Annotated in this window: 15 protein-coding genes; 10 read left to right on the forward strand and 5 right to left on the reverse strand. The window is 45.0% G+C overall.

Going from position 1 to position 13,624, the window contains the following annotated elements; genetic code table 11:
• Positions 1-8: 8 nt before the first annotated feature.
• Positions 9-722 carry a cytochrome c biogenesis CcdA family protein gene (locus J7E26_RS12695; protein ID WP_214803293.1) on the reverse strand — a complete coding sequence of 238 codons (714 nt, stop codon included), beginning with the start codon at positions 720-722 and terminating at the stop codon, positions 9-11.
• Between the two features lie 41 nt (positions 723-763).
• Between J7E26_RS12695 and resA the strand changes: the two genes are divergently transcribed.
• Positions 764-1,303, forward strand: coding sequence for a thiol-disulfide oxidoreductase ResA (resA, locus tag J7E26_RS12700; protein ID WP_214803296.1), 540 nt, complete (start codon positions 764-766; stop codon positions 1,301-1,303).
• A gap of 30 nt (positions 1,304-1,333) precedes the next feature.
• On the opposite strand, the gene J7E26_RS12705 is transcribed toward resA, so the two are convergent.
• Positions 1,334-1,954, reverse strand: a complete 621-nt coding sequence (locus tag J7E26_RS12705) for a hypothetical protein (protein WP_214803298.1) — start codon at positions 1,952-1,954, stop codon at positions 1,334-1,336.
• A gap of 106 nt (positions 1,955-2,060) precedes the next feature.
• Between J7E26_RS12705 and J7E26_RS12710 the strand changes: the two genes are divergently transcribed.
• Positions 2,061-2,234: a hypothetical protein gene (locus tag J7E26_RS12710; protein ID WP_214813400.1), complete on the forward strand. Its 174-nt coding sequence runs from the start codon at positions 2,061-2,063 to the stop codon at positions 2,232-2,234.
• Positions 2,235-2,662: 428 nt separating this feature from the next.
• Positions 2,663-4,072, forward strand: a complete 1,410-nt coding sequence (locus tag J7E26_RS12715) for a hypothetical protein (protein WP_214985480.1) — start codon at positions 2,663-2,665, stop codon at positions 4,070-4,072.
• Here the strand turns inward: J7E26_RS12715 and J7E26_RS12720 are convergent.
• Both J7E26_RS12720 and J7E26_RS12725 read right to left on the reverse strand, forming a co-directional pair.
• Positions 4,069-4,353 (reverse strand): hypothetical protein, encoded by a 285-nt coding sequence (locus J7E26_RS12720; RefSeq protein WP_214803304.1) that lies wholly within the window; start codon positions 4,351-4,353, stop codon positions 4,069-4,071. The genes J7E26_RS12715 and J7E26_RS12720 overlap by 4 nt on opposite strands.
• 196 nt (positions 4,354-4,549) lie before the next feature.
• A complete protein-coding gene (locus J7E26_RS12725; RefSeq protein ID WP_214803306.1) occupies positions 4,550-6,145 on the reverse strand; it encodes a PucR family transcriptional regulator in 1,596 nt (531 codons plus the stop codon).
• A 181-nt stretch (positions 6,146-6,326) separates the two neighbouring features.
• On the opposite strand from J7E26_RS12725, the gene J7E26_RS12730 reads away from it, so the two are divergent.
• The 7 genes from J7E26_RS12730 (at position 6,327) to yunB (ending at position 12,453) form a co-directional block, all read left to right on the forward strand.
• A complete protein-coding gene (locus J7E26_RS12730; RefSeq protein WP_214803309.1) occupies positions 6,327-7,691 on the forward strand; it encodes an allantoinase in 1,365 nt (454 codons plus the stop codon).
• 72 nt (positions 7,692-7,763) lie between these two features.
• Positions 7,764-8,117, forward strand: coding sequence for a YunG family protein (locus J7E26_RS12735; RefSeq protein ID WP_214803312.1), 354 nt, complete (start codon positions 7,764-7,766; stop codon positions 8,115-8,117).
• A 26-nt stretch (positions 8,118-8,143) separates the two neighbouring features.
• The gene (locus tag J7E26_RS12740) at positions 8,144-8,995 is read left to right on the forward strand and encodes a DUF72 domain-containing protein (RefSeq protein WP_214803688.1); all 852 of its coding nucleotides are present in this window, start codon (positions 8,144-8,146) and stop codon (positions 8,993-8,995) included.
• A gap of 19 nt (positions 8,996-9,014) precedes the next feature.
• Complete coding sequence (locus tag J7E26_RS12745) at positions 9,015-9,836, forward strand: sulfite exporter TauE/SafE family protein (RefSeq protein ID WP_214803314.1); 822 nt, start codon at positions 9,015-9,017, stop codon at positions 9,834-9,836.
• Positions 9,837-9,856: 20 nt separating this feature from the next.
• Entirely contained in the window at positions 9,857-11,245 is a 1,389-nt protein-coding gene (locus J7E26_RS12750) for a bifunctional metallophosphatase/5'-nucleotidase (RefSeq protein WP_214803317.1), read from the forward strand.
• 61 nt (positions 11,246-11,306) lie between these two features.
• Positions 11,307-11,612: a YunC family protein gene (locus J7E26_RS12755; protein WP_061522303.1), complete on the forward strand. Its 306-nt coding sequence runs from the start codon at positions 11,307-11,309 to the stop codon at positions 11,610-11,612.
• Positions 11,613-11,679: 67 nt separating this feature from the next.
• Positions 11,680-12,453 (forward strand): sporulation protein YunB, encoded by a 774-nt coding sequence (gene yunB, locus J7E26_RS12760; RefSeq protein ID WP_214803321.1) that lies wholly within the window; start codon positions 11,680-11,682, stop codon positions 12,451-12,453.
• A 39-nt stretch (positions 12,454-12,492) separates the two neighbouring features.
• Here yunB and lytH read toward each other — a convergent pair whose 3' ends face one another.
• The gene (gene lytH, locus J7E26_RS12765; RefSeq protein WP_214803323.1) at positions 12,493-13,470 is read right to left on the reverse strand and encodes a M23 family metallopeptidase; all 978 of its coding nucleotides are present in this window, start codon (positions 13,468-13,470) and stop codon (positions 12,493-12,495) included.
• Positions 13,471-13,624 lie beyond the last annotated feature (154 nt).

The following is a 13,624-nucleotide window of genomic DNA, read 5'->3' on the forward strand; positions in this document are numbered from 1 at the left end:
TCTTAATATTAACTCTGAAATAAGGTCGTAAGGTTTGAGAACCATATGTTTATCCATATCATTTTATTAGTGTATAAGAGTATGCCAATGATAACCAGTAAACCGCCGCCTATTTTTAACAGCAGGTTTGAATATTTAAGGAACACTCTTGCTTTGCCGATGAAAAATGCCATCAGAAAAAACGGAATGGCAAAACCCAATGAATATCCGGTTACGTTGATAAAAGTATCTATCGTGTTTGGATTGTTAAAGTTTGCGTACATGATCGTTCCGAAGATTGGACCAATACACGGGGTCCATCCTGCAGCAAAAATGATACCGACTAATATTGAATTGAATACACTGATTTTCCCTCTTCTAAAAGAAAATCTTTTTTCTTGCATCATGAATTTTGGTTGGAATATGCCTAATAAAAAAAACCCCATAGCACATACAAAAATTCCGCCAAGCATTCTGATCAGATCTTTATATTCAGTGAAAAATTTCCCGGCTGAACTGGCAGAGAACCCTAATATGTAAAAAATGAATGAAAACCCTAATAAAAATGATGCAGCATGAATAGCAATATTTTTATTCAGTGTTTTAGAATTTGTGTGTTTTAACTCATTAACGGAAACTCCAGTGATATAAGAGATAAATGAGGGGTACAGAGGTAAGCAGCAGGGTGAGACAAATGACAAAAATCCACCGGCAAAAGCCAGCCATAACGTTACGTTTTCCATCGGAGCAGCTCCTTTTTTAAATAATATTTTGGGGTGAGAAGATGAAACGAAAAAGATTATTGCTCAGGATGTGCATTTTGCTTTTACTTTTTACGGCAATAGGATTTGCGCTATATCAACATTTATTTGCAGCAAACAGCAAGGAAGTCGTACAAGTCAACAAGCCCGCGGCAAATTTTAAACTTGCACAACTTAATGGAGAACCTATTGAATTAAAACAGCTTAAAGGAAAGGCTGTACTGATTAATTTTTGGGGTTCATGGTGTGAACCGTGCAAAAATGAAATGCCGTCCATACAAGAAGCATATAATCATTATAAGAAAGATAAGTTCGAAATAGTTGCAGTTAATGTTCAAGAATCTGACATTGCTGTGAAAAGTTTTATGAAAAGTTACGGTCTATCATTCCCAATTGCTTTAGACAAGGAAGGGGAAGTGTATCGATCATGGGAGATCTTTAATCTTCCAACATCCGTCTTTATAAACCCTGATGGAATCATAGAAAGGACCTTTGAGGGTGAAATGTCAATGAAACAATTAGACCAGTGGATAAGAGATATATTACCTAATAAATCTAAGTAACTCAAAAAACCCCGTTTTTGGGGTTTTATATTAATTAATTTTAGCAGTTAGAACTCTATATGACCCACTGCCATAAAGGCCAATAACTACTCTTGTAGTGTATTCAAATGGGGTATATTTCAAAGCTTTAAATTTTCCTGAACTCCGAATCTCCCAAACACTAGGGTCTAATTTAGAAACAGATGTTGAATGAGATTTTGAATAAAGCGGTCCGGTTAAATAGACATCGTAACTGTTGCCTTTAATTTTGCCTTTTTCATAAGTGAATTTACCGCTAACGGTGTGTTTAAATCCTGCGCCCGGAAAAGTATTTGCGATGTAGCCGGAATAGGATTTCTGTTGTACTGCTTGGATGGAGCTATCACCAGATGTCTTTATAATAACTCCTAGTTCAATTCCATCTCCTTGTACATTTAGTGGCTTTTTGACTACAACATTTGTTTTGCCAGCTGCAAGTTGCTTGTTTACTTCTTTTTGAGCATTATCAAGAGCTTGATTTGCCTTATCAATAGTGAATGTACTTTCTGTGTGAGTGGATTCTTTCGGTGTCTGTGCATTAACGTTAATAGGGCTAAAGGCTAGTGACAATGCAATAACCGGGAGCAAAAGGGACGAGAACAAAACTTTTTTACTTAATGATTCTAAACGCATATTGCTCAACTCCTCTTCACATGGTAAAGTACAATACAATGGTACCATTACATATAATGGTTTGTCTACTATAAAATGGTACTTTTGTTTAAAAGGAGGAATGAAGTTGTTAAGTACTGTTTTTGGTGTAGTGACTCTGTTTATAGTCTTTTATTTAATCAACTATATTGGCCAAAAGCTTGTGAAGTCATCCATTAACCAAACGTTCCTGCTCTCTCTGTCTATCATCGAAGCAGTTATCGTTTTAATTTTGTTCTATTACAGACCATTTTTTCTTTGAGTTACATCGGGCTGTACCCAGCCGGTTGCTTTCTTTATGCAAAAAACGAAATGAACATTGCTGTAAGCTTCCAGAGAAAACAGTGTTTTTTCTGGAAGCTTTTTTGGGTTTACAAGTATTGTGGCACAGAGAAAGAGCTGGGTGCCTATCTCCTTTCATTTTGCAGAAGAAACTGGCCGAGACTGCTCCAATGCGGGGACTGACTGCGGCAGCCTTCGGGAAATTGCAGTGGTTTAGGGGAGCTTCTTAAATAAATCTGCCTTCTGGTGTTCTCCATTATATTTTCATTTTTGCAAATCGTCCTCAATGATCCTTTCGATTGTAAAGAAGCACGGTATGGTAAAGAGAACATAACATCTGGTGTATAACTTCAGGCTGTTAAACATAGTCTAACGTATACATAATTTTGAAGATTAGGAGGAATGTTGATGAAAGATTTATCAAACAGTGTTTGGGTTTGCCGCAGTTTTTATAATAGGACTGAACATCTGGAGGATGTGAATCAGCTCCTGTTTGGTGAGGGGAAATTTGTATTTGAATCTTCTAATGCTCCGGAAATCGTTAGAGGGTCCTTGACTTTATCTCCTAAAAACAATTATCGTCTTACCTTAAAAGGATATTTAGAGGGAAGTCATGTCAGATGTCAAGGGAAGGGAATAAAAGGAACTCCGACAAGCGGCTGGGTTTATGACTTTATTGGTTACTTCATGCCTGAATGGTCAGGCGGTATAGAGCAGAAACCTGTTCTTGTTGGTTCGTTAATCAGAACAGCGCCTCATGATGGAAAATCTGCAGGAGAGACGGCTTCCTTTATTGCAGTCCAAAGAGACTTTTTGGAAGTTCGCGAAGTCATTCCGCTTCCGGATAAAGTGTTACATATGCTTGCATCTAGAAAGCATCGGCTGCATCATTTTATTTGGCATTCCATTAGGGATAATTGGTGTATACTGAGCGAGAAAAAAAGAAAGCAAATTAGAGAAAAAGGCTGGCAGCCGGGAGAAAAATCTGATGAAAGGCCTTCAATAAACAGTACGGGCGCCCCTTTTATTCGTAACGGGTCTGGAGAAGATTTTTTGTACATGCACCGCAAAATGATTCAGGAGGTCAATTCAATGATGGACAAGCCTATTTTGGGGTGGCCTGAAATTCCGGCTCCGGGATCTTTAGATATTGACGTCATACCAGCCAAACCCATTTCAGAAGAGGATTTCCCATTAGGAAACCCAGATGGCTTTGCTGTTCCGCCGGCTTGGGACAGCAGTAAAGAACCATTAAATAAACGGATCAAGCATCTTAAGACTGATGGTTTTTATTGGTCGCGGATGAAGTGGTGGGACCGGGAATTTAAGAATCCGCAATACCTCAGCACCCTTACACTTGGGGAATTAGGATCTTTACTTGAATGGACCGTCCACAATGACATGCATATGCGCTGGAGTTCGGTTCCCAGAGATCCTATTTCGGGTGAGGCGCTGCCGGATGGAAGAAAAAACCCTGATGATTTAGATAGTAAATGGGATGAGCCTCATTATGACTTTTTGGGAGATCCTTATTCAGCACACGTCAACGCTGTTTTTTGGAGATTGCATGGCTGGATTGACGATCGTATCGAAGATTGGTTTCAAGCTCACGCAGCAGCTCATCCTGAAGAGATAGAACGATCAGAGATCAACGGCGTGAAATGGTTCAAAAAGGGGAAATGGGTCCAAATTGCTCATCCTTGGTCAGAACCATTACATGGGTGCCTTGATGAAGAAGAAATGGAGAAGATCGTTCATATTTTATTTCGGGATCCAAGCTTATGCTCAAAAGAAAATGCTTTCACTCATTGGTTTTAAAATAAATCAAAGCATTTTAATGAAACACCAAATGTTTCAAGTTGCTTCCGCTCGTCTTCAACAAGCGCTGAAACCCGAATGGCTGCTCGGCTCAGTGTATCCTTTTCCTTCCGAACCCGGAATCTCATCGGCGACAGGATCGCACGTATGATTTTGAGATTGGAAGGTGACGTGAAGAAGCTATGGCAGCCCATTAACATTCTGCATCCGATCAGGCAGATGAAGTGATGAATCGAAGGCGTTTCACGCTCGTGGAATGCAGAGCCGGCAATACCGCGCACCTTTTCTTCGCCAACATACCTCTTCGTATGCTTCGTCCTTGTTTACATAAGTCCAGCCGATATGTCAATAGACAAATAAGGGGTTACTGTCCTCGGGCAAGGACGGGATGTCATTGGACACTATTTCTGAAACAATCGTATTTTATGAACGGATCTCTACTTAAAGTTTCTTTTGTGTCAGAAAATAGGACGAGTATTAACTGATGAGCCGCTGCATCCTCAGCGCGAGCCGCAGGCGCATTGTTGTCTCCGGATCTTTTAAACTTTTTCTGAGCAATTCTTCGCATTTTTCTAAACGGTAGATCACTGTATTTCTGTGTACATACAGACGCTTGGCGGTCTCTGATATTTGGCAGTGGGTCTCCAAATAGACTGACAGCGTATGAAGCAGGCTTTGGTCTTCCCGCTGCCGGTCGACCAGGCTCTGGAGGGTGGCGTGATAAAACTTTTTCAAATCCTCCGCCGGGAGCAGGCGAAGAAGCTCAGGCACGTCTTTGGCGTGATAGATTTGAATAAACTCTGCGCTTCTGGACAGGTGGCCTGACGAGAGCGCGTCAGAAGCTTCAGTAAAGGCATCGGGCACATCGATCAGCCTCTGGCAGATGTTGCTGACGCCAAAGGAAATCGTCCGTTTAAACTGCGCTCTGGCCTGTGCTTGAAACTGCTCTAAAAAACTAATGACCGATGCGTGCATTTCATTCCAGCTGTCTGTCGCTTCAATTAAAAGAATACCGACGTTTCCTTTAATGAAGAGGTGAGGCGGAAATGGAAAAGCTGACAGTTCACCTTCGAGCAAATCAAACACATTGTCAGAAGCAAGCTGATTTTCGGTAAAGCTGATCGTTTTATCGTTTCGGTCAAGCTTGCCTGCAATGCACATGTATTTTTGATCCCAGCGGAGCCGGAATTCTTTGGCGCGGCTTTTGATTTCATCATGGCCTGTGAACGAGCGCTCAATGAAATTACTGAAAAATTCATTGCGGGCCCGTCTGCTGAATTGCTTCAAGGCATTTTCTTTCAGCAGTTCAAAGGAAATCACATTGGCCGCCTGTTCAATCGTTAAAATCATGCCCTTATCGGCTGCCTGCACCAGCTCCGGCACGACCAAGAAGCCGGAGTTTTTTTCATAATGGAGAATCGGCAGGACAGAATATGCCTTCCGGTCGGACAGCATGGAAAAGCAGGTGAAGAAAGGGCCGGAAAGGGAATAAAGGGTATTTTTCAGTGAAGCTGTGTCAATGGATGTGTGGTGGGACGATGACATGAGTTTTGTATGCTGGTCCAAGAGCAGCACAGGAAGCCGGAGAATGGCTGAGAGCTTTTTCAGCAATGATTGCAGGCCTTTGCCGCTCATAATATGGTTTGTAAATTTTTTATGGGCGTAAATCGCCTGCTGCAGTTCGTTTGAGCGCATATCAAGAATATGGCTCAGCGTGGCGTTGACGATATCTCCGAGTCTGACGTCCTCCGGAAGCTCAATAATCGGAAACTCATATTGATCTGCAAGCTCCGCAATATCTTTCGGAATCACATCGAGATAACGCTTCGTTTTAATCCCGAGCCCCGCGCAGCCCCGTTTTGTCATATGGCTAATTAAATCTCTCAAAAGCTCCGGGCGGTCCTTCAAGTGATATGCCGTGGTGACGAGCAATTCGTTTTTATGTAAAAAATCAGCGATGTCAGGAGCGTCCATCATATTGACGTGCTGCACCTCCCTCCAGCCGCCGGACTTGCCTGCAATTAATGATGCGCGGTCATAAGCGGGAATCTTCATCACATCATAAATATTCATTAATCATTCTCCTTTCCGGTTCTAAAGACAACCATTGGTTAATATGAATAAAAATCATGAAAATTTATAGCGGTTTTGCTGATGTCATACGAACATAGTAGCAGTAAACTGAAAATAATAGACGCATTTCGGTACAAAAACTGACACGAAAAATCGTCATCCTTACAGGGAGGAATATGAAATGGCCTATGATGTAATTGTAAAGGGTGCGAAGGCTGTAAAAAAAGACGGGGTCCAGCAAGCCGACATCGCCGTAAAGGACGGAGAGATTGCCATGATCGGCCCCCTCATTAATGAAAAAGCGGACAAAGTGGTGCAGGCACACGGCATGTATGTGTTTCCGGGATCGGTTGACTGCCATGTGCATTTCAACGAACCCGGACGTGACGATTGGGAAGGCATCGAGACCGGATCGAATATGATGGCCGCGGGCGGCTGTACCACATATTTTGATATGCCGCTGAATTGCATTCCGTCTACGGTGACCGCTGAAAACCTGCTGCAAAAGGCGGAAATCGCAAGCCGGAAATCAGCGGTCGATTTTGCGCTCTGGGGCGGATTGGTTCCGGGGCACACGAAAGATATCCGGCGGATGGCAGAGGCCGGGGCCATCGGCTTTAAAGCATTTTTATCAAAATCAGGCACCGAGGAATTCCATTCAGCCGATGATCGGACTCTTTTAAAGGGAATGAAAGAAATCGCGGCGTGCGGGAAAATTTTGGCCCTCCATGCGGAAAGTGATGCCCTGACCCGTTTCTTGGAGGCAGAGTATGCTTTGCAAGGAAAAATTGATGCGGACGCCTATGCTTCCTCCCGGCCCGAAGAAGCCGAATGCGAGGCCGTGCAGCGCGCCATAGAATATGCAAAAGCAACCGGATGCCCGCTCCATTTTGTACATATCAGCACGAGAAGAGCCGTGCTTTTGATTCAGCAGGCGAAAGAAGACGGCGCGGATATCACCGTTGAAACGTGCCCGCACTATTTATTGTTCAGCCATGAAGACTTCCGCCGAAAAGGAGCGGCCGCTAAATGCGCTCCGCCGCTCCGTTCAGAAGCTGATAAAGAAGAATTGATCGATATGCTGGCCGCGGGGCTGATTGATATGGTGTCTTCTGATCATTCGCCCTGCCATCCGTCCCTCAAACGCGAGGATAACATGTTTCTGTCGTGGGGAGGAATCAGCGGAGGCCAATTTACGATGCTCAGCATGATTCAATTGGCGCTTGAACGGGGGATTCCTTTTGAAACGGTTGCCGAATGGACGGCGGCCGGTCCTGCAAAGCGCTTCGGGTTGACGAAAAAGGGCCGGCTTGAAGCAGGATGCGATGCTGATTTTACCATCATGCAGCCGGAGCCCTGCACCGTAACAAAAGAGACGATGTTTGCCAAACATAAACAAAGCGTGTACGAAGGCCATACCTTTCCTTACCGCATCGCTGCGACGTACAGCAGGGGGCGATGTGTGTATCAGGATGGCCAAATTAAAGACAGCGGCGCTTCCGGAACATTTCTGATTCCATCTGAAAAAATTAAGCCGATCCTCTGACGGGGAGCGGCTTTTTTTATCGTTTTGAAAGCGGATATCGTGGTATCTTTTTATAAAAAGGAGCAAAACACATTGTATGATCAAATCATGAACATATTAACGGCATCCTGGTCGCGAAAGACAAGCTCAAAATGGACGGAAGAATGCCCGGCCAAAGGCCAGTGCGGCGTGACGGCTTTAGTCATCCAAGATGTTTACGGCGGGGCCATTCTCAAAACCAAAACAGGAGACAGCTGGCATTTTTACAACCGGATAAACGGGGAGGTTTATGATTTTACGGACAGCCAGTTTCAAGAGCCGATCGTGTACCGGCATACCCCTTCTTCCAGAAGTGAAGCATTTTCGGACACCAATGAGAAACAATACCGGCATCTCAAAAAAGCATTCAGAAAAAACATGGAAAAGGAAAGAGAAAAACACCTGTGATAAACTAGGATGAGAGGTGAATGAATGTGATTTATATCGGATTGACGGGATGGGGGGATCATGACAGCATCTATCCGCCTAAAACAGCAAGCCAGCAAAAACTGCAGGCTTATTCATCCCACTTTCCTATCGTCGAACTGGACGCGAGTTTTTATGCCATTCAGCCAGCGCGCAATAATGAAAAATGGGTCAAGGAAACGCCTGAATCTTTTCAGTTTGTGATTAAGGCATATCAAGGAATGACGGGCCATCAGCGCGGCGATATTCCGTATGAAACGAAGGAAGACATGTTTGCGGCGTTTAAGCTGTCATTGACGCCGTATTTACAGCATAACAAGCTTGCCATGGTGCTGTTCCAGTTCCCTCCGTGGTTTGACTGTAAGAAAGAAAACGTCGCTTATTTGCGGTGGTGCAAACATCAGATGGGTGATATCCCATGCGCGCTTGAATTCCGCAATCGGTCATGGTTTTCGCCCCAATTTTATGAACAGACGCTTTCCTTTATGAAAGCGGAAGGCTGGATACACAGCATATGCGACGAGCCGCAAATCGGCGAGGGCAGCATTCCGACCGTGCTGAAAGCAACTGATGAAGAGAAAACGCTAGTCCGGTTTCACGGCCGGAATAAGCAGGGCTGGATCAAACCTGACGGCGGCCAAAACTGGCGTGAGGTCAGATATTTATACCGCTACAACAAACAGGAGCTTGAAGATTGGACAAACAATCTTCAAAAGCTGGAAAAACAGTCGCGCAATTTATATGTGCTGTTTAATAATAATTCGGGCGGTGACGCTGCAGATAACGGCATGCAGATGCTTGAAATGTTAAATATTCAATATACCGGGCTTTCGCCGAAGCAGCTCGATTTATTCAGCTAGAAAAGAGGTTTCACGATACATGTCTTATCTTATTTTAATTTTACTGGGTTTTATCGCAGGAACGGTCGGAAGTCTGATCGGGCTTGGCGGAGGAATCATCATCGTGCCTGCGATGCTCTATTTAAGCACGATGACTTCGTTTTTTCATGATGTGACGCCGCAGATTGCAATCGGGACATCGCTTTTGGTGATTATTTTCACAGGGCTTTCATCAACGCTTGCCTATATGAAATATAAAACCGTTGATTACAAAAGCGGGCTGATTTTTTTCATCGGCTCAGGCCCGGGGAGTATCATCGGGGCGTATTTGTCTAAACTTTTTAATGCTCATACGTTTTCTGTCTGGTTCGGACTTTTTATGATTATCATTTCAATCACATTAATGCTGAAGGTGAAAGCAAAACCGGTCAATAAAGAGCATAAAGGCATGGTCCGCACGTATCAGGACGAATCAGGAGAGGTTTATACATATTCGTACCGTGTTTTTACCGGTATAGCGATTGCTTTTTTTGTCGGCTTATTGGGAGGTCTTTTCGGCATTGGCGGCGGCTCTCTAATGGTTCCGGCCATGATGCTGCTGTTTTTATTCCCGCCGAAGGTCGCAGTGGCGACGTCGATGCTGATTATTTTCTTATCCTCTGTGACAGGCTCCGTGTCACATATTGCAGAAGGTCATGTCAATTGGCTGTATGCGTTATGCCTCGTGCCGGGCGCTTGGTTCGGCGGAAAAATGGGCGCGTGGGTCAATAAGCGGGTCCAAACGAAAACGATCGTGCTCCTCATGCGGATCGTATTAATTTTGATCGGCTGTGAATTAATGTATCAAGGAATATTCAGCTAAAAGAATGAGGGAGAGATTGTATGTTGGAGAAGCTCCGTTTATATCATACGAATGATTTGCACAGCCATTTTGAAAATTGGCCGAAAATCGTACATTACATCGAACAAAAGAAAAAAATGCATGCAAGGGATGGGGAGGAAACACTCGTATTTGATATCGGGGATCACATGGACCGCTTCCAATTCATAACGGAAGCGACTTACGGAAAGGCGAATGTCGATCTGTTAAACCGCCTTGAGATTGATGCTGCCGCCATCGGCAATAATGAAGGAATTACGCTGCCGCACGACGAGCTGGCCAGCTTATATGATCACGCCGCGTTTCCCGTGATTGTTTCCAATCTGTTTGATGCGGACGGAAACCGGCCCCGGTGGGCTGTGCCTCATCTCGTCAAAACGCTGAAAAACGGAATGACCATCGCCGTTCTCGGCGTCACTGTGCCGTATTATCCCGTGTATGAAAAACTCGGCTGGACGGTGACTGATGCTTCAGAAAGCATTCAAGAATCACTTGACGCGGTCAGCGGAAAAGCGGATATCATCATTCTTCTGTCGCATTTAGGCTTGATAGATGACAGGGAAGCCGCCGAGGAATTTCCCGGTATTGATGTCATTCTCGAATCACATACACACCATCTGTTAGAGGATGGGCAAACGGTCAACGGCGTCCTGCTGGCATGTGCGGAAAAGTACGGGAACTATGTCGGCTGCGTCGAGCTGACAATAGACGGTGAAAAACGGCGCATCGTCCATAAACAAGCGTCGGTCGAAAAGATGTCGGAATGGTCCGGGGAATCTGAGGATACGAAGGCCTTTTTGAAAGAAAAGGAGCAGGAAGCTGAAAACATCCTTTCCGTGCAGATTGCGGATCTGAAAGAAGAGGCGGGCGTGAACTGGTTTGAGGAATCACCGCTCCCGCTGCTTTTGGCTGATGCGCTGAAAAGCTGGTGCGGCTGTGAAGTCAGCATGGTGAACTCAGGCGTCATTTTGGGACCGTTAAAGGCGGGACCTGTAACAAAGCTTGACTTGCACCGCATCTGCCCCCATCCGATTAATCCGGTCGCCGTGCGCCTTTCTGGCAAGGAACTAAAAGAAACGATCGGACAGGCTTCAGCAGAAAAAATCGAGCAGCTGCGGATTAAAGGACTCGGCTTTCGCGGGGAAGTCATGGGAAAGATGGTGTACGCCGGAGCAGAGGTGCAGACAGATGTGCTTGATGACGGTGTGACTCATCTTATCAATGTGAAAGTGAACGGAGAAGAAATCGTTGAAGACCGGATGTACTCAGTCGCGGTTCTTGATATGTTTACACTGGGAAAACTGTTTCCTTATATACGCGATGCAAAAGAAAAACAATATTTTATGCCGGAATTTTTAAGAGATCTCCTCGCCTGGAAGCTTGCTCAATAGTCGGAAAACCTGCAACAAGCCGTCCTTCTCATCATAAAGTAAGGAGAAGGGAGTGGCTGATTTGGTCAATATGACACCGATTTTCATAGATGGAACGCCGTTTACCGCCGTCACAATCCAGCTTCCCAAAACAAACTTTATGGCCGTCACGTGTGAACATGGCTACATTATGTGCGGAGCGCTTGATATTGCCCTTTTAAACGACAAATTAAAGGAACGCGGCATTATTGCCGGCCGCGCCGTCGGTGTCCGCACCATTGAACAGCTTTTGGACGCCCCTTTAGAGTCCGTCACCTTTGCGGCAAAAGATCTCGGCATTCATGCGGGCATGAAGGGGAGAGAAGCGCTGCTGAAAATGGCAAAATAAATTAGCCCTGCTATTACTATGTCCCTCCTTACAAGCATACATTGTGATATGTAAGGGGGGATTTTTCTTGCCTAGATACCGGGGCCCTCTTCGCAAGAGAGGACCTTTGCCTTTTCGATATGTGATGCTTTTGTCGTTTGTCTTTTTCATCATATCGACTGCAATCAGCCTTTGGATGATCAACGCCTCGATAAAACCGGTGCTTATGCACATCGGAGAAATGGAAACAAAGCGTGTGGCGACAGAGGTCATTCAGGAATCGATAGAAGAATATATGTCTCATAGCGATAATGTGAAAGATATGGTGGATATGAAAACGGACGAAAACGGAAAAGTCACCACAATGGACTTTAATACACAAGTGGTCAACAGTATGAAGACAAAGGTGACAAAGCAGCTCCAAGCCCATTTGAAGGAAGCGGAATCGCACAATAAGCAGCATGAAACAAAAAAAGGCAGCAAAACCGCTGATAATATTATGATCAATATCCCTTTAGGGCAAGCCACGGGAAACAGCATTCTCGGAAATCTGGGGCCGAAAATTCCCGTCCGTTTTAATCTGATCGGTGACGCATTAACGGATGTGAAAACAAAAATTAAGCCGTACGGCATTAACAATGCCCTTATTGATATCAGTATTTTTGTGGAAATTAAAGTGAAAGTCATCATACCGTTTGCCAGCGAAACCTCAGTTGTCACAAATAACATTCCCGTCTCCATCAAAGCGATCCAAGGAGAGGTGCCGCAATTTTATAACGGAAGCGGCGGATCTGGCGTGACGCCTTCCGTGCAGCTGCCGAGTGAAAAACAGGAGAAATCCGGAACCGATAAAGGCAAATAAAAACACACAGCCGCTTTTTTCTTCCCGGCGGCTGTGTGTTCATTTTTTCTTGCGTATTTCGTTTCGCTCCCATGCCCTTAAATGCGGATACGGATCAAAGGACCACTCCGTCCGGCCGTTATCCTTATACATGCCGTAATGAAGATGCGGCGGAAATTTCCCCGCGGTGCCCGGCGGGCCGTAGCCGGAGCTTCCGACAGAACCGATCACCTCTCCCGGCTTGACGATCTGGCCTTTCTGAACCCCTTTTGCAAAGCCGTTCAGATGGGCAAAGTAGTGATACGTATTATGAATGTCCCTGATGCCGATTCTCCAGCCTCCGAAGCGATTCCAGCCTTTCATTTCAACGATTCCGTAGCAGGTGGATCTGACGGGAAGCCCGTAATGGGCGAAAAGGTCCGTCCCTTCGTGAATCCGCCTCCCGCCAAAGCCCCGCGCGGCTCCCCATGTGCTCCGGTAGCTGTAATCCGTTTTGACGGGCAGCGGAAAGGCGTGCTCTCCGAGATCGATGCGCCCGAATGTTTTGAACAATTTCATAAATTCGCTGATAATGCCGACCGTCTGATCCCGGCGGTAATAATTCCAGAGGCCGATGCGGATATGGTCAAGATCCGTCCCGAACGTCATTAAATAGTGCGCGAATGTATAAAGGATATCCTCGTCATTGCTTACCTCGGCTTTTCCGTCACCGTCGCCGTCCAAGCCGATTCCGTCAAATACTTTAATGCTGAGCGGCGCGTCATCCTTTGGATTTGGATTTTCCGGCCCGCTCCATATGTGATCTGGAATATAAATGCTGATGATTCCGGCTTTTTCAGGCAAGTCTTTTCGATTATCCCGAACGTTTTCTTCATATTGATCAACAGCTGCAAGCACGTACCAAGGAATCTGAGTGACCGCTTCGGCTTTGCGGTACAATTCCATCCGCTTGGCATAAACGGAGTCAGATTGCTCTTTGCCGGCAGCAGCCGGGCAGAAAAAGGACAAAAGGAGAAGAACAGATAACAGAACTTTCACAACATGATCTCCTTTCATATTGAATACAAATAGTTTGCGGCAACAATTCGATAAAATGTGAGTAATTCTCTTCCCTTGTCGAGAAATTTTTCCTATGTTAAAGTGACTATTGAATAGAAAACCGCAAGTTTTGCATCCATCGTGAAACAGAAAT

The organism is Bacillus sp. ISL-51, assembly GCF_018613535.1.
Lineage (GTDB): Bacteria > Bacillota > Bacilli > Bacillales > Bacillaceae > Bacillus.